A 26,705-nucleotide genomic window follows, 5' to 3' on the forward strand; every position below is an offset into this window, starting at 1 on the left:
GACTATAGGCCGGCCTCACTTACCGCAGACCTTCGCAGTCCCCACAGCACCGTGACTGAAGCCAATACAATGGTCAGCCCGACAGAGATGAACCCAAGCGTCACAAGCGCTTCTCGCCATGGCCGACCGCTGTGACCGGCAGCGGTAATCGGCGAGAGCGCGGCCGTCCCAAAGATCGCCGCCAGGGTCGTGAAGGCCCGATTGCCATACGTGCCGTACAGCACTGTCCAATAAGTTATCGCTTTCTGGCGCGTCTGCAATTTCACTTCGGACCATATGGCGCCCAGCGCAATAACAAACGTGCCGTTCATGACACTTTCAAGATGTGCCGCAAGTCCCATGCGTTGGTTTTGAAAGCTCGCTTCAACGAAGCCGGTCAGCAAGCCAAGCAGAAAAAGGAACATCCCGCGCCAAAGCAGACGCCGCTTGCCATCTTCCATAAGGGGACCTCGCCGAAATTGAGAATACGCAGCAAAACTCGGTCAGCTGCGCAAGCACGGAGCATCGCGATCAAGAACGGAAGCTTCTAACTGTTTGCGGCGCCCTATTTGGATGGCTCCGCCTTGACGATGTCGGCGGTGACAAGGACGATGTCGTCCTTTCCATCATTCTTATGCCAATGCAACGTGGTCCCGGGCTCACCGGTCGTGTCCCCCGGGTGGAAGGTCTGCGAACTGCCATCATCGCGGGTAACTGTGTCCGCGCCCTGCAGGGGAAATAAACAACCGATGGTCGGTCCTTGTGGCTGTGCATGCCGATATGCCTGCCGGGCTCAATGGTGAGCACTCGCAGGCGCAATTGCCTTTAGTCGCGGCAGGAGCACCCTGCCGCTCGCGGTCCTCAGCCGGCGTTCGCCATCCGTTGATAGTCGGGCGCGCCATTGCCGGCCGGGGTGATCGGAATGCCGCCGTCGGCATATTCGTTCAGCTTGTTGCGCAGCGTGCGGATCGAGATGCCGAGGATGTTGGCGGCATGGGTGCGGTTGCCGAGGCAGTGCTTCAGCGTTTCCAGGATCAGGTCGCGCTCGACATCGGCGACGGTGCGGCCGACCAGCGCGCGGGTGACCTGCTCGGCGGCAAGCGTCGCGTGCGCAACCGCAGGTGCGGTCTTGGCGAGGTCGAGCCGGTCGCCGTCGGGGGTCAGGATCGCGTCCGCACCAATCTCGTCGCCCTGCGCCATCAGGACCGAGCGATGGATGGTGTTCTCGAGCTCGCGGACGTTGCCCTGCCAGCGGTTCGCGGTCAGGACGCGGCGGGCATCAGTCGAGATCGGACGGACCGGCATGCCGTTGGCCTCGGCATATTTCCTGGCGAAATGCTGCGCCAGCTCGAGGATGTCGGCCGGGCGGTCGCGCAGCGGCGGAATCTTCAGGTTGACGACGTTGAGGCGGAACAGCAGGTCTTCGCGGAAGGTGCCTTCGCGCACCGCCTCCGACAGGTTGCGGTTCGAGGTCGCGATGATGCGGATGTCGACCGGGACCGGCCTGGTGCCGCCGACGCGGTCGATCACGCGCTCCTGGATCGCGCGCAGCAGCTTGGATTGCAGCCGAACGTCCATCTCGGAGATTTCGTCGAGCAGCAGCGTGCCGCCGGTCGCTTCCTCGAACTTGCCGATGCGGCGCGCCACCGCGCCGGTGAAGGCGCCCTTCTCATGGCCGAACAGCTCGGATTCCAGGAGGTGCTCGGGGATCGCGGCGCAGTTGATCGAGATGAACGGCCGCTTGGCGCGGGCCGAGCGGGAATGGACGTAGCGCGCCAGCACTTCCTTGCCGGTGCCGGACTCGCCGGTGATCATGACGGAGGCGTCCGAGCCTGCGATCTGCTGCGCCAGCTTGATCACCCGGCCCATCGCCTCGTCGCGGTAGATCAAATCGCGCGCGTCGTTGGCGACCGCGGCCAGCACCGCTGCGATCAGCTCGGGGTCCGGCGGCAGCGGGATGTATTCCTTGGCGCCGGCATGGATCGCGGCGACCGCGGCGCGGGCGTCGTTGGAGATGCCGCAGGCGACGATCGGCACGTGGATGTGCTCGGCGTCGAGTCGCATCACGAGGTCGCGGATGTCGAGACCGACATCGACCAGCAGGAGGTCGGCGCCCTTGCCGCCGCGCAGCACGTTCATCGCCTGTTCGGCGGCCTCGGCGTGGGTCACGGAGGCGCCGTTGTCCATCGCGATCTTGGTCGCGGTCGTGAGCTGGCCCTTCAGGGTGCCAACGATGAGAAGCCGCATGATGATCTCCTGTTCGTCTGGTCGCGCAGGTCCCGCGCGCTACCGCCTGAGTTATTAAGAGCGTTCTGCCTTGATGATTTCGGTCATGGTCACGCCGAGCTTGTCTTCCACCAGCACCACTTCGCCACGCGCCACCAGGCGGTTGTTGACGTAGATGTCGATCGCCTCGCCGACGCGGCGGTCGAGTTCGAGCACGGTGCCCGGTCCGAGTTTCAAGAGGTCGCCAACGTCCATCTTGGAGCGGCCGAGCACCGCCGAGACCTGCACCGGCACGTCGAACACAGCCTCGAGATCGGCCGCGATGCGCGCGGCATGCTCATCCTCGTTGTAGCCGATGTCGTCGATGGTGGGCGCCTCGGCGGAGTTGAGATCGGGAAGCGGGACTTGGGTGTCGGTGTCGCTCATGGTTCAGCCCTCAATCGCCTTCAGCCGGCCTGGCCGCGGGACGCCAGATAGCGCCCGACGAGTTCGTTGATCTTGCCTTCGATCGCGGCGCGTTCCAGCACGACGCCGCCATCGGCCCATTCGATCCGGCAGTCGCCGGTCGCAATCGTCGGCTCGGCCAGGATCACCAGCCGGCCCTGAAAGCCGGAATGCGCCGCCATCCGCTCGATATTGTCATGCGCCGCCTCGTAGAGCGCGTCATTGATGCGGACCACGAGATGCGGCGTCGCCACCAGATGCGAGAAGCAGTCGGAGACCAGCGCGGTGATCTCGCCGAGCGGCTCGCGCGCGATCAGCTCGGAACAAAGCTTGCGGGCGACCGCCACCGCGACGTCCACCGCCTCGGTCTCCATCCGCGTCTCGATGCCGGCGAAGCGCGCCGCGATACCCTTGATCGCGGTGCCGATCTCCTCCAGCGCCTGCGCGGCGCGGCGGTCGCTCTCGACCTTGGCCTCGCGCAGCGCGGCCTCGTAGCCGGCGCGATAGGCCCGTGCCTCGGCGTCGGCGACCTTCTGCGCGACCTCGGCCGGCGTCGGCGCGCGTTCGCGCGCGCGGTCCGGCGCCGAGAAATCCGTGTCGAACAGGAATTTTGCGGGCGCGGCCATCAATACACCAGCTCGTCGTCGGCGCGGTTCTTGGTCAGCGTGATCTCGCCGCGAGCGGCGAGGTCCTTGGCGAGGTTGACCAGAAGCGCTTGCGCCTCGTCGACATCGCGCAGCCGCACCGGGCCCATCGCGGCCATGTCGTCCATCAGCATCTTGCCGGCACGCGAGGACATGTTGCCGAGGAAGAAGCTGCGCACCTCCTCGTTGGCGCTCTTCAGCGCGACGCCGAGCTTGTCCTTGTCGATGTTGCGCATCAGCGTCTGGGCCGAGGCGGTATCAAGCTTGATCAAATCGTCGAAGGTGAACATCAGCGCCTTGATGCGCTCGGCGGATTCGCGGTTTTCCTCTTCCAGCGAGGTGATGAAGCGGGTCTCGGTCTGGCGGTCGAAATTGTTGAAGATCTCGGCCATCACCTCATGGGCGTCGCGGCGGCGGGTCTGCGACAGGTTCGACATGAATTCGGTGCGCAGCGTCTGCTCGACGCGCTCGATGACTTCCTTCTGCACCGCCTCCATCCGCAGCATGCGGCCGACCACGTCGAGCGCGATGTCCTCGGGCAGGATCGCGAGCACGCGCGCGGCGTGCTCCGGCTTCAGCTTCGACAGCACCACGGCGATGGTCTGCGGGTATTCGTTCTTGAGGTAGTTGGCGAGCACCTCTTCCTGCACGTTGGAGAGCTTCTCCCACATGTTGCGGCCGGCCGGACCGCGGATCTCGTCCATGATGCCGGAGACGCGCTCGGCCGGCAGATATTGCTGCAACAGCCGTTCGGTGGCGTCGAAATTGCCCATCAGCGCGCCGGAGGCCGACATCCGCGAGACGAATTCCAGCATCAGGTCCTCGACCACGTCGGCCTCGACGGTGCCGAGGGTCGACATGTGGACCGACAGCTCGCGGACTTCCTCGTCGTCGAGCATCGACCAGATCTTGCCGCCATACTGCTCGCCGAGCGCGAGCATCAGGATCGCCGCCCGCTTCGGGCCGGGCAGCGGCTTGCCCTTGGGCCGGGCGCTTTGCCGGTTCGCCAGCGTCGAGAGGACGGTGGCGATGTCGTTGGCGTTGGTGGTCTGGGGTACGGCGGCCATGTCAGTTCTCTACCGGCTCGCTCAGCCATTGACGGACGATGGAGACGGTTTCGTTCGGATTGCGTTCGGCGAGCTCGCCGACCCGGTGCACGGCCTGGGCGTGGACCTGGCCCTGGATCTGGGCGACGTCGATCAATTGCGCCGCGCCGCCGCCGCTCGGGATCAGCGCCTGACCGGGCGTTGCGGCGCTCTCGGCATGGGCTTCCGCCAGCGCGGGCATGCCCGCGCCGGTCAGCGCCGGAATGACGTCGGCCGCGACGATGCGCTTGACCAGCGGACGGACCACCATGAACAGCACGACCAGGCCGAGCATCATCATGACGCCGAGCTCGATGACGTACATCACGTCATCCTTGGTGAATTGCAGCATGCCGAGCAGGCCGGTCGGCTCGGCGATCGGCTGCGCGGCGGGCGGCTCGGCGAAGCGCAGGTTGACGACCTCGACCTGGTCGCCGCGCTTCTGGTCGAAGCCGATCGCGGAGCGGACCAAAGCGGCGATGCGGTCGAGCTGCTCCTTGGTGCGGTCCTGATAGACCAGCTCGCCCTTTTCGTTCTTGGAGTAGCTGCCGTCGACCAGCACCGCGACCGAGATGCGGTTGACGCGGCCGGCCTCGGTCACCTCGGTCTTGGTGGTGCGGGAAATCTCGTAATTGTTGGTTTCTTCGCTCTTCTTGCTCTGGTCGCGGGCGCGGGCGGCATTGTCCTGGTTCTGGCTGCCCGGCAGCTCGTTGGCGACGGTGACCTGGCCGGAATTGTCGGCGGTGAGGCTCGATTCCTCGCGGGTCTGGGTCGAGCGCAGCACGCGACCCTCGGGGTCGAACTTGTCCGAGGTCTGGGTGATCTTGTTGTAGTCGAAGTCGGCGGAGAGCTGGACGCGGGCGCGGCCGGCGCCGACCACCGAGGAGACGATGTCCTCGACCTGCTTGCGCATCCGCTTCTCGAAGGCGGCGCGGCGCTCGTCGCCGACCGCGGCGTCGGCATCGGACTGGGCACCGTCGGCCAGCAGCTGGCCGGCCTCGTCAACGATCGAGACCCGCTGCGGCTTCAGCCCGTTGACCGCGGAGGCGACGACGTGGCGGATCGCCCGGATCTGCTGCGGCTCCAGCGCGCCGCGCACCCTGAGCACGATCGAGGCGGATGGCTCCGGCGTCTCGCGCGAGAACAGCGGCTTCTCCGGCAGCACGAGGTGGACGCGCGCGGCCTGGACGCGGTCGATGGCACGGATGGTGCGGGCGAGTTCGCCCTCCAGCGCCCGCAGATGGTTGATGTTCTGGACGAAGCTCGTGGTGCCCAAGGCATCCGACTTGTCGAAGATCTCGTAGCCGACGCCGCCGCCCTTGGGCATGCCGCCCTCGGCGAGCTTCATCCTGAGCCGCGTCACCTTGTCCTTCGGCACCATGATCGCAGCGCCGTCATTGCGCAGCTCGAACGGGATCGCCTGGCGCTCCAGCTCCTTGATGATTCCAGAGGAATCCTCGGTCGACAGGTCGGTGAAGAGGGTGGTCATCTGTGGCGTGGTGACGCGCATGATGACGAAGGCGAAGAAGCCGATCAGGGCCGCGGTGACCGCAACCATGGCCGCGAGGCGGGCCGCACCAAGACCTCTCAGGAAAGCAACCAGACTTTGCACCAACGGCCCCCAGGGATTCGGCCCGCGCGGGTCCGACTGGGCAAATATTGCCTAGGGTATGGTTTCCATATGGTTAACGAAGGTTAAGAACCGCGGCAAAATCGCGGACATGAAAAAAACCGGCTTCGCAAGGCGAGGCCGGTTTTCGTCAAATGCCACAGGATCGGCGCCGAATTACTGCCGATATTGCTGGATGCGGGTGGTGCGCAGCCCGGCCAGACCGTGCTGGTCGATCGAGAACTGCCAGGAAAGGAATTCATCGACGGTCAATGTGTAGCGGCTGCAGGCCTCCTCGAGGGAGAGCAGGCCGCCGCGGACCGCAGCGACGACTTCGGCCTTGCGGCGGATGACCCACCGTTTGGTACCGGGGGCCGGCAAATCCGCAATCGTTAACGGGCTGCCGTCAGGCCCGATGACGTATTTCACCCTCGGGCGATGGGGTTCTGTCATGGCGTACTCACAAACTCTCAACCACTGAACTCGCAAGGGGTAAGCTACGCCTCCCGGTTTAAAATTTGCCTAAGCCCAAGCGTTCAATACGAATCTCGTTGGAACGGCCGGGAACAGCGGGGGCTGCCCGCCGGCAGGCAGACCGGCGCGCGGCGCAATTTGGGGTTCGGCGCGCTCAGATCGTGGGGCGCAGGGGACCGCGCGCCAGCGTCAGCAAGGCATCGGCGAGTGCCTCCGCGGCCTTGTCCGGCCGTCTTTTCTCGTAGATGGCGAATTCCAGATCGGGAAGCGGCGGCAGGCCGTCGCCCATTCCGAGAATGCGCAGGCCCGGGGTGACCGCGCTGAGCGGCAGCGGGGTGACGGCAAGTCCGGCGACGGCGGCGGCGCGGACGCCGGTCAGGCTCGGGCTGGTATAGACGATCTCCCAGCCGAGCTCGCCGTCGCGCAGCGCGGAGAGCGCGGCGTCGCGCGACACCGAGCGTTCGCGGTACAGCGCCAGCGGCAGCGGCGCGCCGGGAACGAGATCGAACGTGTCCGCCGCAGTCCACACCAGCGGCTCGCGCCACACCAGGCGGCCCTTCGACGTTCCGAGCGGCCGCTTGGCAAACACCAGATCGAGCCGGCCCGCATTGAGCTGCTCGATCAATTCGGCGCTGACGCCGATCTGCACCTCGAGCTTGACCCCGCGATGCAGCGCGGCGAAGCGGCCCAGCGCCGACGGCAATGAGCCGCCGGCGACTTCCTCGACCACGCCGAGACGGACCGAGCCGGACAGCCGCGGCGCCACCAGCCGCTGCCGCGCCGCCTCCTCGAGCTGCAGCAAACGCCGCGCATCCCCGAGCAGCATCTCGCCTTCATCGGTCAATGCGACACTGCGCGTCGTGCGCCGGAACAGCGGCCGCCGGGTCTCGAGCTCGAGCCGCTTGATCTGCTGGCTGATGGTCGACTGGGTCAGATGCAATTGCTCGGCGGCGCGGTGGAAGCCGCCGCAATCGGCGACCGCGACGAAGGCCCGCAAAAGTTCGAGGTCGAGCATCGATTAATCCATATTCATAATCAATCATATTATAGAATATCGTTTTTGTTATCAATGCCGGCCGCCTACCTTCGCTTCAGATGATCAAGCAAGGAGAGGCCATCATGTCGGAGACGACACAACGAACCGATCGCACGGCGCGCCTGGCGCGTGCGCGAGCTGTCTGCGGCGCGAGTGGAAAGGTCTGCCCGCCCGACCGCGCCATCGAGCTGCTGGAGGCGGTCATCGCATCCGGCGACCGGGTGGCGCTCGAGGGCGACAACCAGAAGCAGGCGGACTTCCTGGCCGCGTGCCTCGCCGGGGTGAACCCGGCGCGGGTGCATGATCTGCACATGGTGCAGTCGGTGCTCGCGCTTCCCGATCATCTCGCGGTGTTCGAACGCGGCATCGCCAACCGCCTGGACTTCGCCTTTGCCGGCCCGCAGAGCCGCCGCCTCGCCGAGCTCGTCGCCGCCAAGGCGCTGCGGATCGGCGCGATCCATACCTATCTCGAGCTTTACGCGCGGATGCTGGTGGACCTGACGCCGCAGGTTGCGCTCATCGTTGCCGACAAGGCCGATCGCGACGGCAATCTGTACACCGGTCCGAACACCGAGGACACGCCGACCATCGCCGAGGCCGCGGCGTTCCGCGGTGGCGTCGTCGTGGCGCAGGTCAACGAAATCGTCGATCGCCTGCCGCGCGTCGACATCCCCGGCGACTGGGTCGATGTCGTGGTGCCCGGTCCGAAGCCGTATGCGATCGATCCGCTGTTCACGCGCGATCCCGCCAAGGTCAGGGACGAGAACGTCCTGATGGCGATGATGGCGATCGCAGCGGTGTATGAACCTTATCAGGTGACACGGCTCAATCACGGCATCGGCTATGCCACCGCGGCGATCGAGCTGATCCTGCCGACCTTTGCCGCCAAGCGCGGGCTGAAGGGCAAGGTCGCGCGGAATTTCGTGCTCAACCCGCATCCGACGCTGATCCCCGCCATCGAAGCCGGCTTCGTCAACAACGTCTATTGCTTCGGCTCGGAGCTCGGCATGGAGCGCTATGTCGCCAGCCGTCCCGATGTGTTTCCGGTCGGCGCCGACGGCAATCTGCGCTCCAACCGCGCGCTGGCGCAGGTCGCCGGACAATATGCCTGCGATCTGTTCGTCGGCGGCACCTTGCAGATCGATCCGGAGGGCAACAGCTCGACCGCCACCAAGGACCGCATCACCGGCTTCGGCGGCGCGCCGAACATGGGCGCCGATCCGCGCGGCCGGCGCCACGACAGCGTTGCCTGGCTGCGCGCCGGCGAGGAAGCAGGCGAGCGCCTGCGCGGCCGCAAGCTGGTGGTGCAGATGGTCCAGACCCGTCAGCCGAACGGCGCGCCGAGCTTCGTCGAGCGCCTTGACGCGTTCGACCTCGCGGCCTCGGCCGGCTTCGCGCTGCCGCCCGTCATGATCTATGGCGACGACGTCAGCCACGTGATCACCGAGCGCGGCGTCTGCAACCTGTTGCGTTGCCGCTCGCCGCAGGAGCGCGAGGCCGCCCTGCGCGCGGTCGCCGGCGACACCGAGTTCGGCCGGCGGCAGGACGCCGGGACGACCGACGGCCTGCGCCGCCGCGGCATCGTGATGCTGCCGTCCGATCTCGGCCTCGACGTCGCGACGGCGACGCGCGACTGGCTCGCCGCGAAATCGATCGACGACCTCGTCGCCGCATCGGGCAGCCTCTACGCGCCGCCCGCCAAATTCCGCCGCTAGCAGGAGGCTCCCATGACCCACGCCGAGCACATCCCGAGCCACCCACCGGCCTCGCTCGATCAAGCGAGGCAGCTAGCCGCGGCATTGTTGTCCGAGCGCGGCGAAGCGTCGGGCGCTCTGATCGCGCGCCGATTGCAGCAGACCATGCGCGCGCTCGATGCCGACGGCCGGCACGGCTTTCAACGCTATCTGGCGAGCGCGTTTCAGCCCGACGCGGCGGCGCCGCAGGATGCGGCGAAGCGTTATCTTGCCGACAGCACCGCGGCAGCCGCAGCCGCTTTGGCCGACGCCGCCGATCCGCCGCGGCAGGAGGTGTTGCGGCGGATGAACATGGCGCCCGGCGGCACGGCGAGCCTGATCGCGATGCGCAGCGAGATCGCCGGCCGTCTTGGCTCCGAACCGGAGCTGAAGCTGCTCGATGCCGACCTCAAGCATCTGTTCGTCTCATGGTTCAACCGCGGCTTCCTCGAGCTTCGCCGCATCGACTGGCAGTCGCCGGCCGCCGTGCTCGAGAAGCTGATCGCCTATGAGGCGGTGCACGAGATCGAGGGCTGGGACGATCTGCGCCGCCGCCTTGCGCCCGACCGCCGCTGCTTTGCCTTCTTCCATCCCGCGCTGCCCGGCGAGCCGCTGATCTTCGTCGAGGTCGCGCTGGTACAGGGATTGGCCACCGCCGTGCCGCCGCTGCTGGTGCTGGACACGGATCAAGACAGCGCAGGCCTCAGGGCCGCGCATGCCGACACCGCGATCTTCTATTCGATCTCCAACTGCCAGGACGGATTGCGCGGCGTGTCGTTCGGCAATTTCCTGATCAAGCAGGTGGTCGAGGAGCTGCAAACGGAATTTCCGCAGCTGAAGCGCTTCTCCACGCTGTCGCCGATACCGGGCTTCCGGCGCTGGCTCGGCCAGCAGCCGAAATCCGGCGGCAATGACGTCGCGGTGCTGGACCGCGAAGGCTGGTGGCACGACGCGGCGACCTGCGAGACCTGGCGTCCGGTCCTGATGAGGCTGTGCGCGCAATATCTCACGCGCTCGCCGGCGTCCGGGAATCGCATCGATCCGGTGGCGCGCTTCCATCTCGGCAACGGTGCCCGATTGGAGCGGATCAATTGGCTCGGCAACACGGCCGATCGCGCGATGGCGGAATCCTTCGGCATCATGGTCAACTATCTTTACGATCACGACAGCATCGAGCGTAACCACGAGGCCTTTGCGCGCGTAGGAGAGATTGTCCGTTCACCGCAGGTGGACGCGCTTCTCTGATTTTCAACTCACCATTCAAACAACGGAGCAGTAACATGATGATGAACAGACGCGCCTTCTCGACCGCCTTGCTCGCTGGAGCTGCGGCTTCACTGGTGTCCACGCGCGGCATGGCCGCCACCACACCGCCGGTCAAGGCGCGCAACGTCGTGCTGGTGCACGGCCTGTTCGCCGACGGCTCCTGCTGGTCCGAGGTCATCCCGCGCCTGCAGGCCGCCGGGCTCAATGTGACGTCGGTGCAAAATCCGCTGACCACGCTGCCCGAAGCGGTTGCCTCCGCGCAGCGGGTGCTCGATCGCCAGGATGGTCCGACCGTGCTGGTCGGCCATTCCTTCTCCGGCATGATCGTCACCGAGGCCGGCGTGCATCCGAATGTCTCGGCGCTGGTCTATGTCGCGGCGCGTGCACCCGATGCGGACGAGGACTACACCGCGCTGGCAAAAACCTATCCGACGCCGCCCGCGAGCGCCGGCATCGTGTTCGACGGCGACGAGGGCCGGCTCAGCGAACAAGCGTTCCTGCGCGATTTCGCCGGCGACTTGCCGGAGGCGAAGGCGAAGGTGCTCTATGCCGTGCAGCAGCCGTTCCACAAGCAACTGCTGGCCGGCAAGACCAGCCATGCGGCCTGGCGCAGCAAACCGAGCTACTACGCCGTCTCGACCGAGGACCGGACCATCAATCCGGATCTCGAGCGCTTCATGGCCAAGCGGATGGGCGCCACCACGATCGAGGTGAAGGCCAGCCATCTCGCGCTGATCTCGCAGCCGGACGCGATCGCGCGGCTGATCCTCGACGCCGCGCGGCAGTCGAGCTGAGTCTCGGCGTTGACCGTGCGTGGGAGAGCATCTGCCTCTCCCGCGCACGATGACGAAATCGCGTGGGGACGTAGTGACGCTTCCTGGGACCGCTTAGCGCCAGACCGGTCGGCGCGCTTTAGAGGATATGCGCGCCATGACCGTCGAAAATGCCGCGATCGCCGGCGCGCGGCACAAGATCATGTCCGGCGGTGTCGACATCCAGCGACCGGGCGCGCTTGGCGCCGAGCATGTTCAGCAGCGTCGCGACCGCGGCCATCGCAACGACACCGGCAAGACTGAGCCCGATCTGCATCGAGAGCCGGTTCGAGATGTCGAACAGGTCGCATTGGCTGGCGAGCGCCAGCAAGACGCCGAGACAATAGATCGGCAGCGAATTCTCGCCACAACGCCTCGCGCTGCGCAGCATAGGCGTCGACAGCCCTCGCCAGCCCGCGGGAACGAGCCATGACGCCAGGATTGCAAGCGCTAGAAAATGCAGCAGCCGCAACGGACTCAGATTCGACTTGTCCATTGGAAACAGCAGGTCGGTCAGTGCCTGCGGCAGCAGCGGCGGCTTGATGCCGTGGCCGAGCGCAACGACCAGGCCGAACACAAGATAGAGCGCGGACAGAACAAGCGCGGGGCGCGACGTCACCCATCCCTGGATGGTCCTTCCCTCGATGATGTACCATGCGCCCAGCACGACCGGAAGCTGCCAGGCCAGCGGGTTGAAGAACCAGACGCCGTCGGGCCAGGCGGGAATGCTCCAGCCGAAGACGTGCACCAGCGCATAAAGCAACAGCGAAAGGCCAAGCGCCAGGTTCGGCGCTCGCAGCAGCAGCCACAGCAGCGGTGCGAACAACACGTGACAGATCACAAAGACCGGCAGCACGTCGGTATTGACGGGGTGGAATTGCAGGACTGCGGCGTGCGCAAGCGCTGCGCCCGGACGTTCGAACAGAACCCGCGTATTGCTGTCGTCGGCGAGACGATCGCTGCCCGCGAGGTAGACGAGGATCGCGCAGGCGAGCGTCAGCAGCAGAAAGGCGGCATAGATATCCCATCCCCGCCGCAGCGAACGGCCGATCATGCCGCGCCAGCCGTCGCGCTGACGCGCCCTGCCGTAGGCCAGAGCGCAGGTGACGCCCGAGATGAACATGAATATTTCGGCGGCATCACAGAAGCCGTAGTTGCGCAGGGTCAGCCAGCTTCCGACGTTGTCTGGAATGTGATCGAGAAAGATCCACCATAACGCGATCCCGCGACAGACATCGATGCGCGGGTCGCGGCCGGTCGATCTGAACTCCGGCGGAATCTCGCCGAGCAATCGCTTCGAGTTGTGGGTCCGATCGTGCATCTGTCGATCTGTCCGGCGTGCGCGCGGCCTCATCGGACATGGGTCGATGAGAGGCTCGGATGCTCCGAGGCGTGCGCGTGCCGGACTAGCCTCCGGCCAACCTGTATGATGGTGCGCTCCAGCTACCCGAGGGTTGGCGGCGCTTCCGCCGGCCAACCGCAATCACGGGGGCCGGGAGGATCGCTTTCCTCCGACGGAGCCTGCACGGTTTCGCCGATGGCCGGCAACAAATGCTGCTTTCGCATTTCGGCGAGGCGGGCACGACAGTACTCATGATAAAGCATGTCGAATATGGTGGACATGATCGAACGCCTTCTTGATCACTTAGGTTGACTTTCCCACGTGACAGATTTCGACCATTTCAACCGGCGGCGATAACCGACAGTGCCGCAGGCAGTCCGACGCAACCAAAATCGATGTCAGTCGTTCTACTGAATGGCCTGCGCGTGGCGTCTTAGCCAGAAAACCGCGTACAGGGGCATGACACTGATTTGCGCTTGCACGCTGCCCGGAATTTTTGAAATGAATCCGATGGCAGCAATTATAAATAGAGCGATCGCGACCGCGTCTTCTTAAAGGGGAAATTTCGCCGCGATTTTCATAAGCATTATACACGTAATATTCTAATCACCAAGTGAACCAGTTCACATCACTATCAATCACAGGCGAACGAGACTAGCAGACCGATAGCGTGGCTTCTTGGACTGATGCGCACCGGTCATACGAAGGCCGGTGCGTGAATCGCAAAATGCAGATACCGACTGTGGTGTGCCGCAGCATTTCATTCTGGTGTGTTTTGTGAAGGCTGGAGGTCCCCATGCCGACGGACGCAGCCAATTTCGCATCGTATCGATTTTCGACGCGCGACCTTCCGGAACGCATTCGTATCCCGCTATGGCGCGAGCACTTTGGCCGCTGCATTGTGCACGCCGATATCGAGCCGCTATCGGACATTGCCTTCCAGGCCGATGCGTCGCTGCGGGCGGTCCAGGGTTTGCGCATGCTGGCGCTGAAAGGCACGTCGATGCGTTTCAAGCGTTTGCAAGCGAACCTTGCCGATGGCGATGACTCCATCGGCGTGATTTTCTGCTCTCCGGGCAAAAGTCAGCTATCGCAGCGTGGCCGGGAAGCTGACCTTCGCGCCGGCGATGCGATCGCAATTCTGCACTCCGAGCCCGTCAGCGTCACCTATATCGACGGGTCGCAATTCGGTCTGGCCGTGCCGCGCGAGGCGCTTGCGCAGCGCGTGACCGACGTCGAAGGCCTGGCCATGCGGCCGATTTCGCACCGGACAGAAGCATTCCGATTGTTCACCTCATATCTGAAATCGGTGCTTAGAACGCGAGCGCTGAGCGCACCGAAGCTTCGCGATACGGTCGTGACCCATATCCACGATCTCGTCGCGCTTGCAATCGGCGAGTGTCCTGCACTGGGCGAGAGCAGCGCGAGCGCCGTCGTCGCGGCGCGGCACAGTGCAGTGCTCGACTACATTGCCAGTCACTTTCAGGAGCCCGGGCTCAGCGTTCAGGCGGTTGCACGTCGCCAGGGCATCTCGTCGCGCTATCTGCAGCGCCTGATGGCGTCATCGGGACCATCATTCACCGAGCGCATGAATGAATTGCGGCTCCAGCGCGCGCTCAAATTGCTCACCGAGTCCGATGCCGGCCGTCGGCGAATTTCCGATATCGCGCTCGAGGTCGGCTTCTCGGATGTTTCGTATTTCAACCGTCTGTTCCGAACCCGTTTCGGCGATTCGCCACGCGGTGTCCGGCTCGCACGAAAGGGCTCTCACTGAGCCGCGCCGCACCGCGCTGATCAGGATGGGCGCGAGATGCTGCCTTGGGGGTGACCGCTCCGGAGCGGAGGGCGAGGTGGGTTGGCGCCGGCTACAAGTCTGGTTAGGTCAAACCGGCGGTGGGCAGGCTCGAGCCTCGAGCGCCTCTCGGGGCAATGCGCGCATTAGCTTATGTGAATCGAACCAACTTATGTGAATCGAAGCGCTACGGCGGCGGCTCCGCTCCCGGAGTGGCGAGCCATTCTTCGATCTGGACGGCGCGCTCGGCCTCGCGGGCCTTCTTGAGAAGTCGTTCCCGCTCGGTGCCGGGAGGCAGGTGCGAGGCCCTCATGCGGGCCGCCTCTTCCAGCTGAATGAGGCGGTATGCGAGCGTCGTGGTTTGCTTGAAGCGATTGCGGCGTTTCATTTGTGCAAATGGTGTTTTCAAACCCTGGTGCAGGTCCGAACCACGCTCGGCGGCGTTTGTTCCTATTGAACGGCGCGGCGTGTCTGTCCTGGCCGCGTCCTTGAGAGCGCCATGCGGCGGGCCGAGCTGAGAACGACCGTTCACCGTCAGACGTTCGTCGAAGCCAGGGGGATGCGGAAGAGTTCGCTGTCGCCCTCATCGCGAACCGAAATGAAGTTGCCGTCGCGAACCATCTCCGGCTTTTCAGTCCCGATCCGGTGCGCGATGAAGCTGCCGTGATCCCTGGCGTCCTTGTCGTCGGCACAGTCGTGACCGAGGACGTCATGTGCGGGGATGTCGCCCGCGAGATGGAAGAAGTATCTGGGCATCTAGGTCAGCTTGTCCAAATTTCCGAACGGCTTCGCCGGCGGCGCGTTCTCGGCCTTCTTGATCTGCTGCGCGCCTTCCTCGGCAAGCCTGCCATCGTTGATGATCTCGGCGATGAGCTGCTTGACCCGTCCGCCGATCCTGTCTGCAATGCTTGTCATGGCTCACCTTTGTTCATCTCTCACGACTGAAGTATCGCTCGCGAATAATGTTCCTCCGAGGGGTGACAGCCCACCCATCCGGAAAAGGAACAAATAACTGTCCGGAAGATTGGATCGCCAGCAACGGCCGAAGCTCGGGCCGAGCGGCTGACGCGAGAAGTCCGGTGACGAAACGCCTGACCAGGAAAGAGCAGTTCGATCGATCGAAGATCAACATGCACGATCTGCGTCAGGTGAGATGCTGGACGCATGTCCTCGGCGTGTCGCGCGAACAGCTGCGTAAAGCCGTCGAGAAGGTCGGTGACTCCGCCGTGACGGTTCGCAAGGAGCTCGGAATTCCCGAGGAATGACATGGCCACCGAACAGCAAATCCGGAATTTCGCGCGGCAGCTCTGGGAGAAGGCCGGAAAGCCCGACGGCAGGGACAAGGAATTCTGGCACGCGGCCGAGGTCGAGCTGAATGCGGAGAGCGAAAGTCCGGACGCGCCAACACCGGACCAGCCGAACAAGACGACCATTCCCGGATGAACGCCTTGGCGCGAGGGGCGTGCCGGCGGCGCGATTGATCGGGCTCCTCCATTAGGAACATTGCCATTCTGTCGCGGTTCTCGAAACGCCGCATGGAGCGGTGAGGAGGACGTTATGAAAAAGCTGGTTCTGATTTCTGTTGCCGCCGTATTGGCGTCGACCGGCGCTTTCGCCCAGAGCACGATTGTCGGCACGACCGGCGCCGGACATGCCGCCACCGTGCAGATCGAGCCGCAGTACCGTACGCGAATCCACAGCTATGTGACCGAACACAAGATCCGTCCCGTCGAGACGCGGGAGAGGATCGTCGTCGGCTCGCCTGTGCCGCGCGAGGTCGAGCTTGAAGCGGTGCCTGCCGATTGGGGCCCGTCGCTCACCAGATATCGCTATGTCTATACCGGCCAGCGCGTGATGCTGGTCGATCCCGACACCCGTACGGTCGTGCAGGAAGTCGAGTGAGGCCGCTGTGACGGCGGGCCGCCGGGAACGGCGGCGGCCCGCGCTCAGCCGGAACGCCTGAGGGCAAGCGCCGTTCGGTCAGCGGCCATCGACCGCGTCGGCCGCGATCAGAGACCGATGCTGGCCACAGCCGCTTGCGCGATCCCCTTCGCGTCGAGGGCGCCGGTCTTGCCGATCTCGATAACCTTGCGGGCCACGATCTCGCAAAGCGGATCGTTCCGATCAACCAGACCCATCGAATGCAGCGCCAGGCTGAACGCCCTGTTGAAGAGATCGATTTGCTCCGGCGTGTATTCGCCCGTCTTCAGCAAGCGATTGATCGGCATTGTCGAGCCCCACAGCAAGCAGCCAATTGATATGGCTATAGCATGGAACCGTCGCGATCGGCACCCGGCTTTCCCTGCGCCCTCTACAACAGAGAAGGCGGAACGAACAGCAAAGCTCGGGCAAATCATGTCGCGAGAATGCGGATGTTTGACTCACCGGCCGAACCACATATTCGGTGTCGTCCCTGCGAAAGCAGGGACCCATAACCACAAATGCTGATTGTTGAACGATGCTGGGACGACGAGTCCCCTTCTCAACACCCGCGCGGCGTATGGGTCCCTGCTTTCGCAGGGACGACATTGGTGATTGTGGTGAGCGCGGTCGCCCGCTCAACGCGCAGCTACGGATCGTGGTAATGTGCTCAGCTCGAGCCAGTCGCCCCGCGCACCACGCGCTTGATCTTGTCGGTGGTGTAGGTCTGCCCGCCGATCGAGAGCAGCGGCGGGGAGGCGGTCAGGTCGACGGAATCGACGACGCCCTGCACCTCGGTCGAGATGGCGATCGGGTTGCCCTTGGAATCCTTGCCGGTGGCGGTCAGCGTGTAGGTGCCGGCCGGCCATTGCGTGCCGTCGTTGCCCTTGCCGTCCCAGACGAAGCTGGCATTGCCCTGCTTCAGACTGAAATTGCCGGAATAGGCGGTCTGGCCCGTCGCGCTCGTGATCGTGATGGTGGCGCTGGTGGCTTGCGGGGACACCAGATTCCAGGTCGCGGATTTGTCGAACTGCGTCTTGCTGCCGTCGACCGCGACCGTGTTGCCGACATAGACCAGCGCCTGGGTGGACTGCGCGCTCTTCTCGATCTCGATCAGTGACTTCAGCTGATCGTTGGATTTCAGCTGCTGCTCGACGCCGGCGAACTGCACCAGCTGCTGGGTGAACTGGTTGGTGTCGAGCGGGTCGAGCGGGTTCTGGTTCTGCAACTGCGTGGTCAGCAGCGTCAGGAAGGTCTGGAAATTGTCGGCGATGCCCTGCGACGAGGTCGTCAGGCCGCTGCCGCTGCTGCTTCCAGAGTTCGTTCCGTTGCTGGTGCCCGGTGCAGAGACGACGGGCGTCGGCATGGTTGCATCGACTGCCATGGTGAACTCCTTACACTCTGATATCGACGCCGCCGAGGGCGCCGGTTGCACGGCCGTAGGAGCGGCCCGCCGCTGCGGCGGGAACGCTGTCCTCCTCAGTGACGATCAAACGATGGGCGTTCGGATTGGACTGGCCATTGTTGTTCTGGCCCGACTGCGACTGGTCGCGCAGGCTGAACTGCAATCCGCCATTGCCGGTCGAGAGGCCGGCATTGTCGAGCGCGCGCTGCAGCTGGTTGGCGTCCTGGCGCAGCATCGACAGCGTTTCCGGGCGTTCGACGGTGAGATGCGAGGTGACCTGGCCGTTGCGATCGACATCGATGCGGACGTCGATGCGGCCGAGCTCGGCGGGGTCGAGCCTGATCTCGAAGCGACTCTTGCCGCTCTTGGCGGAGGCGGCGATCTGCATCGCAAGCCCGCTGAGCGGCACGGCGGCGCTTTGCGCGGCGTTGGTCACGGTCAATTGCGTGGTCGCTGACGGCGTCGTCTGGGTGGTCGTCAATTGAGCCTGGAATGGATTTGCGGCCTGCGTGCTGGGATCGGGCGCCGCGAGCTGGGCCTGCGCAGCCGCCTGGCCGCCAACCGTCGGCGCGGCGTTGCCGTCGCCTTTCGCATCGGCCTTGATGGCATCGGCTGCGTCGCCCGCTGTGGCCTTTGCCTTGCCGGCAACCGCGGCCGACTGCGCGACTGCAGGAACGACGTTGTTCGGAGCAGCCTGCGCGCTGTTGTTGCTGCCCTGGGCCGCACCGTCCTGATCGGCAGGCGCCGTCGCAGCCGCGTCCTTCGCTGCGACCTGTGTCTTGGCTTGCGGCGTCGTCTTGGTGGCAGGCGTTCCGGCGGCGACGGTAGCGGCGAGTGTCGCATCGGCGGTCGCGGTTGCGGCGCCCGGAACTGTCGTCGCATCGGTGGTGGTGATGACTTGCGCCTCGGTCTTGACGCCGGCCGCCTTGGCGACCTTGTCGGCATTCGCCGTGGCGGTCGCCGCGGTAGCGGTGTCGGCGCCGGCAGGCGCACCGCTGCCGGCAGCGGCACCCGCGCCGGCGATGGCGGAGCTTGCCGCGATGGCCGCAGCCGCGATCGCCAGTGGTGCTGTGGGCTGGTCCGACGGCGCGGCGGTTGTCGCGGTCGGAGCGGTCGCCGGTGTAGTGGCCGCGGCCGCGATCACGGCATTGACAGTCGTGGCCCCGGATGTGTCCGGCTGCGCAGCGGCTTGGGTCGCAGACGTCTTGTCATCGGTGGACTGCGTATCGGTGCTCGACTTCGAGTCGTCCGATTTCGATTTCGACTTGGTCTTGGGCGGCGCGTCGCTGTCGCTGTCGATCTTGTTGTCGTCCCGCGAACTGCCGGAATCCCGCGACGTCTTGTCGGGGCCCGGGTTGGTGTCGCGGGGGCGCGCCTCGGTCGTCGAGGGCGGATCGTCGGACCGGCGCGAGGGCGCCGGCTGGGAGTCGTAGCGGCTGTCGTTTGTGGACGCAGTGTTGCTGTCGACCAGCGCGGCAAAGCCGTCGTTCCCCGCCTGCGAAGCGGGATCGGGCCGCGACGACCGCTGCGTCGCGCCCTGAAAAGACCGGCCTGCCAATGCTTCCGACGTGACGCTGACCACTGCCAATCCTCGCAAATGAGACTTCCGGCGTTTTGTCAGCAAGGAGTGGGCCAACCACGGATGGTAATAAATAATGAGTTATTTCAGAGGGTTGCTGGCTGTCGTGGCCGGCTGGAGCGGGTTCCCGGCGGGTCTCCTTTTTGCCCGGCGGCAAGATTTGCCGTCCACGCGCGGCACGGCACAGCTTGCGCCGGATTGCCTCACCGGAATACGGCCTATATTAAAGGTGGCCTCCGACGCGTCCGAACCGACCGAGCCGGCTTGGACGTGTTCTAAGGCTCTCTGGACAAAAGGCTTTTTCCAATATCGTCGCGGAGCGCATAAGCTCGCCGCGACAGTGACCAATGACCGCTTAAAGATGCTCAACAGTCTGGATCTCGAAGGCCGCCCTGAAGACACACGGATCGTCGTTGCCATGTCCGGCGGCGTCGACTCGTCGGTGACGGCTGCGCTGTTGAAGTCGCAGGGCTATGACGTGGTCGGGATCACGCTGCAACTCTACGACCACGGCGCCGCGACCCATCGCAAGGGCGCCTGCTGCGCCGGCCGCGACATCCACGATGCGCGCAATGTCGCCGAGCGGATCGGCATCCCGCATTACGTGCTCGACTACGAAAGCCGCTTCAAGCAATCGGTGATCGACAATTTCGCCGACAGCTACGCGCTCGGCGAGACGCCGGTGCCGTGCATCGAGTGCAACCGTTCGGTCAAGTTTCGCGATCTGCTCGCGACCGCGCGCGAGCTCGGGGCGCAGGCGCTTGCCACCGGCCACTATGTCGCCTCGCGGCGGCTTGCCGACGGATCGCGCTCGCTCACTTGCGCCGCGGATGCCGATCGCGACCAGAGCTATTTCCTGTTCGCGACCACGCGCGAGCAGCTCGACTTCCTGCGCTTCCCGCTCGGCGACATGACCAAGCCGCAGACCCGCGAGCTGGCGCGGCGCTTCGATCTCGAGGTCGCCGACAAGCAGGACAGCCAGGACATCTGTTTCGTGCCGACCGGCCGCTACACCGACATCATCGGACGGCTGAAGCCGAACGCGATCGCGCCGGGCGACATCGTCGATCTCAACGGTCATGTGATCGGCCAGCACCAGGGCATCGTTCATTTCACCGTCGGCCAGCGCAAGGGGCTGGGCATTGCCTCCGGCAGCCCGCTCTATGTGGTCAAGCTCGATGCGGCGACGCGCCGCGTCGTGGTCGGGCCGCGCGAGGCGCTGCGGATGGATCGCATCGCGCTGCGCGACGTCAACTGGATCGGCGACGGCGCGCTGGATCGCGTGATCGGCGAGGGCATCGAGATCTATGTCCGGGTGCGCTCGACGCGCGCGCCGCAGCCGGCGTGGTTGCGCGCCGTCGATGGCGGCTATGAGGTCGAGCTCGTCGCCGGCGAGGAGGGCGTGTCGCCCGGCCAGGCCTGCGTGTTCTACGACGCAGCCTCCGGGCAGGCGCGTGTGCTCGGCGGCGGCTTCATCAGGAGTGCAAGCGCAAGCCGCGCAATACGGGCCGCGACGCAGGATGCGATGGCGCCGATTGCAGAAGCGGTTCGCGGATAGCGCATGATCCGGAAAAGTGGGGACCGGTTTTCCGCGACGATCATGCGCAAACAAGAGTAACTTCGGGGCAGGGGAATGGCTGGGGACATCGACCGCGAAGGGGTCGAAAAGGCGTATGGCCGCTGGGCGCCGATCTACGATCTGGTGTTCGGCAAGGTGTTCGATCAGGGCCGTCAGTCGACGATCGCGGAAGCCGACCGGATCGGCGGCCGCGTGCTCGACGTCGGCGTCGGCACCGGGCTGTCGCTGTCGGAATACAAGCGCACCACAAAGCTATGCGGCGTCGATATATCCGAGCCAATGCTGCGGCGGGCGCTCAAACGCGTGCGCACGCAGGGCCTCAGCAATGTCGAGGCGCTGGCGGTGATGGACGCCAAGAATCTCGCGTTTCCGGATGCGTTCTTCGACGCGGTGGTCGCGCAATATGTCATCACCGCAGTGCCGGATCCCGAGGCGACGCTCGACGATTTCATCCGTGTGCTGAAGCCCGGCGGCGAACTGATCCTGGTCAATCACATCGGCGCCGAGAGCGGCCCGCGCCGCGTCTTCGAGCTCGCTTTCGCGCCGCTGGCGCGGCGGCTCGGCTGGCGTCCGGAATTTCCATGGGAGCGGCTGACCAATTGGGCGGCGAAGCATGGCGGGGTCAGCCTTGCGGAGCGCCGGCCGATGCCGCCGATGGGGCATTTCTCGCTGATCCGCTTCCGCAAATCGTGAGATTGCGGCGATTTTGACGTGGAACATCGGCGCGCCGTCACGGTTTTCTCGTCATGAGGATCAATCGAACACTCGCTTTATCCTGTGTGCTGATGATGGCACCCGCTGTGGCCGTGGCGCAGGCGCCGCCGACATCAGCCACACCGCCGGCCCAGACCGCGCCACCGGCGCCGTCGCGCACCGCCGTGAATTGCGCGCCGCAGCAGCCTTCGCATCCCGGTGCTGTGGTTCCGGAAGGAACCACCACCGGGCAGAGCAGCCAGCCGCTGGGCGACAAGCTCGCCAAATCCGACGGGGTGTTGTGCCCGCCGGCCGGGGTCGATCCCGAAATGCGTGCGCCGACCCCGCAAGGCGGCAACACGCCGGTGATTCCACCGCCCGGCAGCCCCGGCGGCGACCAATCGGTGAGGCCGAAATAGCCTCTGTCTGCAATAAGTTGCTGCCCCGTCCGGGTTTGCTTGACAGGCGCGCATGCCACTCTTTATATGCCGCGCGTTCGCACCCGCGGCTCACCAGCCGCCGATCGCGAGCTCATGGCGGGGTAGCTCAGCTGGTTAGAGCACGGGAATCATAATCCTGGGGTCGGGGGTTCGAGTCCCTCCCCCGCTACCAGATCCAGCATAACCCCTTGATTTCCCAGACTTGGCCGATGGAAGTTTCGACGCGAGGGAGTCTCATTGATACATCCGAAGCGGCCGCTGATCAAATTCCACGGCCCAACCCACCGCACGACATAACGCCGCTCAAGATCAACGTGCCGCCCTAGCGGCGGCGGCTTATCGCCGCCATCCGTCCTTTAGTCATTGCAGCAGCTGCAGGTAGCGACAGGCATGGGCACCGTTTTTCAGGCGGGCAAATCGACGGCGTTGATCGTGCTATCGTGGGAGCTCACTCTCTTCTCCTACATCGGTTAGATGGGCGGGGATCTGAGCTCGTGAAGTTGGCGGAGGGCGCACTTGCTCCAAGCGAAGCGCACTGCATGCCGTCTTATGCCCAGGTCATCGTGCAGGAAGGTAAGAGTCGGAATTTCGATTCCTACAAATCGAGGACGTGGCACGCTAACGTTCCCGGGTGATGGTTACCGTGGGCGCGGTCGCGACCGCATGCTCTCTCTATCCTTGGGCGGGAGGCATTAGTCACTAATGCTCCCTGTCACCTAAGACTGCTGCTGATCCCGAAGCCCGATTTGGCGGAAGCGTTGATCTGCGAGCGTCGGCGACCTAAGGCCAAATATCCATGTGAATTTCCCAAGGAGGACGTGGCGCCAGCGCGATGCGCTGCTATTGAAGATGCTACGAGGTCTCCCCTCGCATGCGCGCTGTCGTAACTGCGGCGTAAGAGCGAAAGTCTAATCAAGGATCGTGCGCGCCACGTTGCTCGCTGAATGCCTGGCGTGATTGGAAGGGAGACCTCGTGCCCAGCCTTGCATCGTTCTTCGGCGCTCCTATCCGGGTCACCGTTCCAAACGAGCTCACGTGCGAAGCCGAGCTGCTGAAGTTTCTTGCTCTGTCGACAGCCGAACTCAAGAAGATTTGGTGGTTTCGGGGCCGGATGTATCAGAAGTTCGAGATTTCGAAAGGCGGACAAAAGAAGCGCGTCATAAGCGCACCGGACCGCCGATTGAAGATGCTGCAGACAAAGATCGCGTCCTCGCTCGCGTCGATATACAGACCGCGGAATCCCGTTCATGGCTTTGTGGACGGCCGCTCGGTCAAAACGAACGCTACGGCTCATCTCCGGAGCAAGTTCGTGTTGAACTTGGACATCGAAGGCTTCTTTATGGCCATCACGGAAGGACGCGTGTCCGGCCTAATGGGTGCGCTCGGCGTCGACGGTCGAGTCGCTGAAATCCTGGCGCGGATCTGCTGCAACGAGGGTGTCCTGCCCCAAGGCGCGCCTAGCAGTCCAGTAATTTCCAACATGATCTGCTTCCGGATGGACAAGGAATTGCAGACAATCGCGAAGGAAAGCCGCTGCATCTACACCAGGTATGCCGACGATATCACTTTCTCCAGCTAACAGCCGCTGACCTTGCTATTCGAAGGACCCCCGCCGCCGGCCGGGAATTTCCCGCTCGATTTGCTCAAGGATCGGCTTCGCGGAGCTTTCCGATCCAACGGCTTCGCGATCAATCCGCAGAAGATCCACTACGCCGACAAGCATTCGCGCCGAACAGTGACCGGCCTCAAGATCAACGAGTTCGTCAACGTCGACCGAAAATACGTACGAAACACCCGCGCAGCCTTGTTCGTGACCGAAACACGAGGCGCTGCGGTCGCCCAGAAGATTCTCAAAGACAAGTATGGTCGCGAAGCGACGCTCGCGTCGCATCTTCGCGGACGGATATCCTGGGTGGGGCACATCAAGGGACCTTCGGACCCGATTTTCCGTGGTCTGGCCTCGCGCTACAACAAGCTCTTCCCTTCCGAGAAACTCGAAATTCTGCCAACGAATTTGGAGATCAGGGAGCGCGCGGTGTGGGTAGTCGAGCATTGGGCAGATGACGCAGCGGAAGGCAGCGCGCAGGGCACGGCTTTCTTCTTGAAGTCAGTGGGTCTCGTTACGGCCTGGCATTGCGTGGAGGGGGCGACAGAGATCGCGGTCTATCACCCCAGCAAGACTTCGAATAAATTCAAGGTGACGGTCGCCAAGAACGACGCGCATCGGGACTTGGCCGTGCTCGCACACGAAATACCCGTCACCGAGTACTACGAGTTCGACATCTCGAAACGCACATTCAAGGTCGGCGACAATACGACGGCGATTGGATTTCCGAGCTTCGGCCCAGGCGACAAGATCAACGTCCGATCCGGGTCGATAACCTCGTTGCCCACGAAGAGCGCCGTCCCGATGATCGAGGTGACGCAAAAGCTCTCGCAAGGCATGTCCGGCGGTCCGTTGCTCGATGATGACGGCGCGGTCGCCGGTGTCAATCATAAAGGCGGACCAGGAGAGGCCAGAGATTTCGCCGTGCACGTGAACGCGCTGACCGACTGGCTGAGCAAGTCGTAGAGATGTCCGGACCATGGCTTCAAGGCGCCCTTGGGCGGACTCAGGCGCCTGGCGATACCCACAACGACTTAGGCGATTTCGCTACATGAAGAAGCGAAACTGATACGGTGTCGAACCCAGGCCGTCCATGCGCTTGACGACGCGCGCGAGCACTTTCGCGTAAGCCATCGTCACCGGCAGCATGTCGTACAGCGCGTCGTTGTTCCAATCCATCTTCGCGAGAGCGAGAGCCGAACGCGCCGTGTCGTCCCAACTACCATGGCCCGCGTGGCGCACCAGACGGATCGGGCGCGGCGTGCTACGACCTCCTTGATAATATGAGCGTTCGGCAACGCCCTTCACGTCGCCGTGCATCCAAAGCAGGCACTCCCGATCCCCGAGCGGGATCAGCGTGCCGCGTTCAACTGGATAGCCGAAAGGCTTTCCTTTAGCGCCGCCTTGCCGGTCGCGTTCGATCCTGACGCCGCGCCAGCCCACGTCCTCAACGACCTGCACCAAGTCGACCGCCTCGCAGAGATGCAACGCCTCCATGCAGCCGTCGATCTCCTCCTTCTTGAACTCTGTAGTCTTGTGCACCGTGACCCTGCGAGGCGTGCGGCCCGAGTGCCTTCTGCGATAGAGGTCCAACGATCTGCTCATGACACGGAACATCTCGGTCCGGGACATGAAAGGGTTTTCTCGCTGAACTTCGATTTCGTGGGCGTCGTAGGCGACAAACTCGAGACCGGCACCTTCGGCGTCGAAGACCTGACTGCAGCATGTTACGAAGCGCGGCCGGTCCGATTCGGTCGGACGCACCGCGTAGGAGAGACCGATATAGGCGGCCTCAGGATCCGTGTCAGCGAGCTTCCAGGGGACGCCTCCCGCCTTCGCGTAAATCGCAAGTCCGATGCGCCACATGACGCTTGCGCGGTCCGGATAGGCGAGCGCGCGGTCTTCGCGTACCAATTGGATCGGAATGCGTCGCGCGGCGGTCGCCGCCTTGAGGTGGTCGTGGAGGTCGAAATCGTCGCCGGCGGACCCCACGAAGCCCGCGGCCCAGCTTTGCGGGATGTAGATGAAGACAATGTCGAACGCATCCCGACGCGCCTCGAGAGATTGGATGGCGCGAATCAGCCGATCCGCCAACACGACGTGGGGCCTAGCCGAGTCCTTCATCTCGAACTCCAGCCGATCGTCCAACTCGAAGTGGCAATCCTTAACGGCGCCTCGCATATCGAGATTGAACGCCTTGCGGAAGCCGGGCCAGGCCGGGAGGTAGTCCTTGCGTTCGGTCGCCTTGAACTCGGCCGCGAGTTCTTTCATGAAGCCGTAGAGTCGCGCCCCCTGCCGGGCCGGTGCGATCGTCGCGATCCGAATGGGGTTGGGGACTAGGCCTGACGAATAGGGACCAAACCGCAACAGCCCGCGCAGGGGGTGCAGGTCGACGTCGGATGTTCGCTCGGGATGGAATGCGAGCTCGGCTTCCGGGATGAAAAGGTGAGGCGATATCTCGCTCGTCATGGGCGGCCTCTTCCTGAGTAAGCTGTCGTATCGTCGAGCCTGAAGGCCGCATCCACGCCCGCGCTGATGCCGAGGGCCAGGATATCGCGCTCCGGGCACGCGAACAGCGTCGACCAGAACGAGAGAAGGGCATTGAGCGCCGGATTGTAGCGCCTCACTGTGCGCTCGCGGGCAAAATCGGTCGCCGCGGTTCTGTTCCCCTGCGTGATGCCTTCGAACACGGTGCGCGGCTCGAGCAGAAGCCAGAGCCGCTCGTCCGCCCAATCCAGCCGGATGCCCAGGCCCTCCCGCCAACTCAGTTCGGGATGCTTCGGTACCGTTCCACCGAGGCTGCCGGTCAGTTTCTTGAGCGGCCCCCACTTCGCGTCGTCGATCGAGGCCGGGGTCAAGAGATCGCTGCTTCGGCGACGATCTGCAGTCATCGCATGCGTTCGGGTCAGCGCGCGGGTCAACGCCTCACGGAGAAGCCCACGCTCTTGGCTTTCGTAGCGCAATCTGCCGCGCGGCAATCAGGGTGACAGTGGAGCGTCAATCAGGATGAGAGAGCTTCGCCGGGCTCGTGACGCAGGGAG

The 26,705-nt window shown here is 64.3% G+C and carries 30 protein-coding genes and 1 tRNA gene; 13 read left to right on the forward strand and 18 right to left on the reverse strand.

Translation table 11 applies throughout. The features are described from left to right. Positions 1–2: 2 nt before the first annotated feature. The 8 genes from IF803_RS33450 to IF803_RS33485 form a co-directional block, all read right to left on the reverse strand. The gene (locus tag IF803_RS33450; RefSeq protein WP_028343479.1) at positions 3–440 is read right to left on the reverse strand and encodes a hypothetical protein; all 438 of its coding nucleotides are present in this window, start codon (positions 438–440) and stop codon (positions 3–5) included. 400 nt (positions 441–840) lie between these two features. Continuing rightward, entirely contained in the window at positions 841–2,226 is a 1,386-nt protein-coding gene (flbD, locus tag IF803_RS33455; RefSeq protein ID WP_028343478.1) for a sigma-54-dependent transcriptional regulator FlbD, read from the reverse strand. Positions 2,227–2,280: 54 nt separating this feature from the next. Beyond that, on the reverse strand, positions 2,281–2,631 hold the full coding sequence (gene fliN / locus IF803_RS33460) for a flagellar motor switch protein FliN (RefSeq protein WP_461195042.1): 351 nt from the start codon (positions 2,629–2,631) through the stop codon (positions 2,281–2,283). 20 nt (positions 2,632–2,651) lie between these two features. After that, positions 2,652–3,275, reverse strand: a complete 624-nt coding sequence (locus IF803_RS33465; RefSeq protein WP_018273553.1) for a FliH/SctL family protein — start codon at positions 3,273–3,275, stop codon at positions 2,652–2,654. After that, the gene (gene fliG / locus IF803_RS33470; RefSeq protein ID WP_018273552.1) at positions 3,275–4,360 is read right to left on the reverse strand and encodes a flagellar motor switch protein FliG; all 1,086 of its coding nucleotides are present in this window, start codon (positions 4,358–4,360) and stop codon (positions 3,275–3,277) included. The genes IF803_RS33465 and fliG overlap by 1 nt, the downstream gene beginning before the upstream one ends. A 1-nt stretch (position 4,361) precedes the next feature. Continuing rightward, positions 4,362–5,990, reverse strand: coding sequence for a flagellar basal-body MS-ring/collar protein FliF (gene fliF / locus IF803_RS33475; RefSeq protein WP_461195044.1), 1,629 nt, complete (start codon positions 5,988–5,990; stop codon positions 4,362–4,364). 174 nt (positions 5,991–6,164) lie between these two features. Continuing rightward, complete coding sequence (sciP, locus tag IF803_RS33480) at positions 6,165–6,440, reverse strand: CtrA inhibitor SciP (protein WP_002714638.1); 276 nt, start codon at positions 6,438–6,440, stop codon at positions 6,165–6,167. Positions 6,441–6,615: 175 nt separating this feature from the next. Next, entirely contained in the window at positions 6,616–7,476 is an 861-nt protein-coding gene (locus tag IF803_RS33485) for a LysR substrate-binding domain-containing protein (protein ID WP_461195046.1), read from the reverse strand. 80 nt (positions 7,477–7,556) lie between these two features. Here IF803_RS33485 and mdcA point away from each other — a divergent pair, with 80 nt between their 5' ends. The 3 genes from mdcA to IF803_RS33500 are packed head-to-tail and all read left to right on the forward strand — an operon-like array spanning position 7,557 to position 11,290. Next, on the forward strand, positions 7,557–9,212 hold the full coding sequence (mdcA, locus tag IF803_RS33490; protein WP_461195048.1) for a malonate decarboxylase subunit alpha: 1,656 nt from the start codon (positions 7,557–7,559) through the stop codon (positions 9,210–9,212). Positions 9,213–9,224: 12 nt separating this feature from the next. After that, positions 9,225–10,475 (forward strand): malonyl-CoA decarboxylase domain-containing protein, encoded by a 1,251-nt coding sequence (locus IF803_RS33495; RefSeq protein ID WP_461195049.1) that lies wholly within the window; start codon positions 9,225–9,227, stop codon positions 10,473–10,475. 35 nt (positions 10,476–10,510) lie between these two features. Further along, a complete protein-coding gene (locus tag IF803_RS33500) occupies positions 10,511–11,290 on the forward strand; it encodes an alpha/beta fold hydrolase (RefSeq protein WP_038382286.1) in 780 nt (259 codons plus the stop codon). A gap of 118 nt (positions 11,291–11,408) precedes the next feature. Here the strand turns inward: IF803_RS33500 and IF803_RS33505 are convergent, their stop codons facing one another. Together IF803_RS33505 and IF803_RS33510 are read right to left on the reverse strand one after the other, a co-directional pair. After that, positions 11,409–12,629: an OpgC domain-containing protein gene (locus IF803_RS33505; RefSeq protein ID WP_461195050.1), complete on the reverse strand. Its 1,221-nt coding sequence runs from the start codon at positions 12,627–12,629 to the stop codon at positions 11,409–11,411. Positions 12,630–12,751: 122 nt separating this feature from the next. Then, the gene (locus IF803_RS33510) at positions 12,752–12,931 is read right to left on the reverse strand and encodes a hypothetical protein (RefSeq protein ID WP_304497111.1); all 180 of its coding nucleotides are present in this window, start codon (positions 12,929–12,931) and stop codon (positions 12,752–12,754) included. Between the two features lie 515 nt (positions 12,932–13,446). Between IF803_RS33510 and IF803_RS33515 the strand changes: the two genes are divergently transcribed. Further along, positions 13,447–14,424: a helix-turn-helix domain-containing protein gene (locus IF803_RS33515; RefSeq protein ID WP_461195052.1), complete on the forward strand. Its 978-nt coding sequence runs from the start codon at positions 13,447–13,449 to the stop codon at positions 14,422–14,424. 205 nt (positions 14,425–14,629) lie between these two features. Here the strand turns inward: IF803_RS33515 and IF803_RS33520 are convergent, their stop codons facing one another. The 3 genes from IF803_RS33520 to IF803_RS33530 are packed head-to-tail and all read right to left on the reverse strand — an operon-like array spanning position 14,630 to position 15,357. Further along, a complete protein-coding gene (locus IF803_RS33520) occupies positions 14,630–14,974 on the reverse strand; it encodes a hypothetical protein (protein ID WP_369525541.1) in 345 nt (114 codons plus the stop codon). 2 nt (positions 14,975–14,976) lie between these two features. After that, positions 14,977–15,198, reverse strand: coding sequence for a DUF6894 family protein (locus IF803_RS33525; RefSeq protein ID WP_411781244.1), 222 nt, complete (start codon positions 15,196–15,198; stop codon positions 14,977–14,979). Continuing rightward, entirely contained in the window at positions 15,199–15,357 is a 159-nt protein-coding gene (locus IF803_RS33530) for a hypothetical protein (RefSeq protein WP_196238219.1), read from the reverse strand. Between the two features lie 164 nt (positions 15,358–15,521). Here IF803_RS33530 and IF803_RS33535 point away from each other — a divergent pair, with 164 nt between their 5' ends. The 3 genes from IF803_RS33535 to IF803_RS33545 all read left to right on the forward strand — a co-directional run bounded on the left by IF803_RS33535 (position 15,522) and on the right by IF803_RS33545 (position 16,344). Continuing rightward, complete coding sequence (locus IF803_RS33535) at positions 15,522–15,707, forward strand: DUF3606 domain-containing protein (protein ID WP_137483594.1); 186 nt, start codon at positions 15,522–15,524, stop codon at positions 15,705–15,707. 1 nt (position 15,708) lies between these two features. Beyond that, positions 15,709–15,885 carry a DUF2934 domain-containing protein gene (locus tag IF803_RS33540; protein WP_461195054.1) on the forward strand — a complete coding sequence of 59 codons (177 nt, stop codon included), beginning with the start codon at positions 15,709–15,711 and terminating at the stop codon, positions 15,883–15,885. Between the two features lie 114 nt (positions 15,886–15,999). Next, the gene (locus tag IF803_RS33545) at positions 16,000–16,344 is read left to right on the forward strand and encodes a DUF1236 domain-containing protein (RefSeq protein WP_028333446.1); all 345 of its coding nucleotides are present in this window, start codon (positions 16,000–16,002) and stop codon (positions 16,342–16,344) included. A 107-nt stretch (positions 16,345–16,451) separates the two neighbouring features. Here IF803_RS33545 and IF803_RS33550 read toward each other — a convergent pair whose 3' ends face one another. The 3 genes from IF803_RS33550 to IF803_RS33560 form a co-directional block, all read right to left on the reverse strand. Next, positions 16,452–16,670, reverse strand: coding sequence for a hypothetical protein (locus tag IF803_RS33550; RefSeq protein ID WP_137483592.1), 219 nt, complete (start codon positions 16,668–16,670; stop codon positions 16,452–16,454). Between the two features lie 362 nt (positions 16,671–17,032). Then, entirely contained in the window at positions 17,033–17,746 is a 714-nt protein-coding gene (locus IF803_RS33555) for a flagellar hook assembly protein FlgD (RefSeq protein WP_016844363.1), read from the reverse strand. Between the two features lie 10 nt (positions 17,747–17,756). Next, on the reverse strand, positions 17,757–19,349 hold the full coding sequence (locus tag IF803_RS33560) for a flagellar hook-length control protein FliK (protein ID WP_461195056.1): 1,593 nt from the start codon (positions 19,347–19,349) through the stop codon (positions 17,757–17,759). A 358-nt stretch (positions 19,350–19,707) separates the two neighbouring features. Between IF803_RS33560 and mnmA the strand changes: the two genes are divergently transcribed. From mnmA to IF803_RS33590, 6 genes are all read left to right on the forward strand, one after another. Then, a complete protein-coding gene (gene mnmA / locus IF803_RS33565; protein ID WP_461195058.1) occupies positions 19,708–20,904 on the forward strand; it encodes a tRNA 2-thiouridine(34) synthase MnmA in 1,197 nt (398 codons plus the stop codon). Between the two features lie 75 nt (positions 20,905–20,979). Then, positions 20,980–21,618, forward strand: a complete 639-nt coding sequence (locus IF803_RS33570; protein ID WP_028333443.1) for a class I SAM-dependent methyltransferase — start codon at positions 20,980–20,982, stop codon at positions 21,616–21,618. A gap of 53 nt (positions 21,619–21,671) precedes the next feature. Continuing rightward, on the forward strand, positions 21,672–22,037 hold the full coding sequence (locus tag IF803_RS33575) for a hypothetical protein (RefSeq protein WP_461195059.1): 366 nt from the start codon (positions 21,672–21,674) through the stop codon (positions 22,035–22,037). 116 nt (positions 22,038–22,153) lie between these two features. Continuing rightward, positions 22,154–22,230 (forward strand) — tRNA-Met (locus IF803_RS33580). A gap of 801 nt (positions 22,231–23,031) precedes the next feature. Beyond that, entirely contained in the window at positions 23,032–23,637 is a 606-nt protein-coding gene (locus IF803_RS33585) for a reverse transcriptase family protein (protein ID WP_259244847.1), read from the forward strand. A 60-nt stretch (positions 23,638–23,697) separates the two neighbouring features. Next, a complete protein-coding gene (locus tag IF803_RS33590; RefSeq protein WP_245288854.1) occupies positions 23,698–24,630 on the forward strand; it encodes a trypsin-like peptidase domain-containing protein in 933 nt (310 codons plus the stop codon). Positions 24,631–24,711: 81 nt separating this feature from the next. On the opposite strand, the gene IF803_RS33595 is transcribed toward IF803_RS33590, so the two are convergent. Together IF803_RS33595 and IF803_RS33600 are read right to left on the reverse strand one after the other, a co-directional pair. Continuing rightward, entirely contained in the window at positions 24,712–26,133 is a 1,422-nt protein-coding gene (locus IF803_RS33595) for an argonaute/piwi family protein (protein ID WP_028343463.1), read from the reverse strand. Then, complete coding sequence (locus IF803_RS33600) at positions 26,130–26,555, reverse strand: hypothetical protein (protein ID WP_304497104.1); 426 nt, start codon at positions 26,553–26,555, stop codon at positions 26,130–26,132. Before IF803_RS33600 ends, IF803_RS33595 begins: the two co-directional genes overlap by 4 nt. Positions 26,556–26,705 lie beyond the last annotated feature (150 nt).

The sequence above is a fragment of the Bradyrhizobium sp. UFLA06-06 genome (assembly GCF_054820065.1).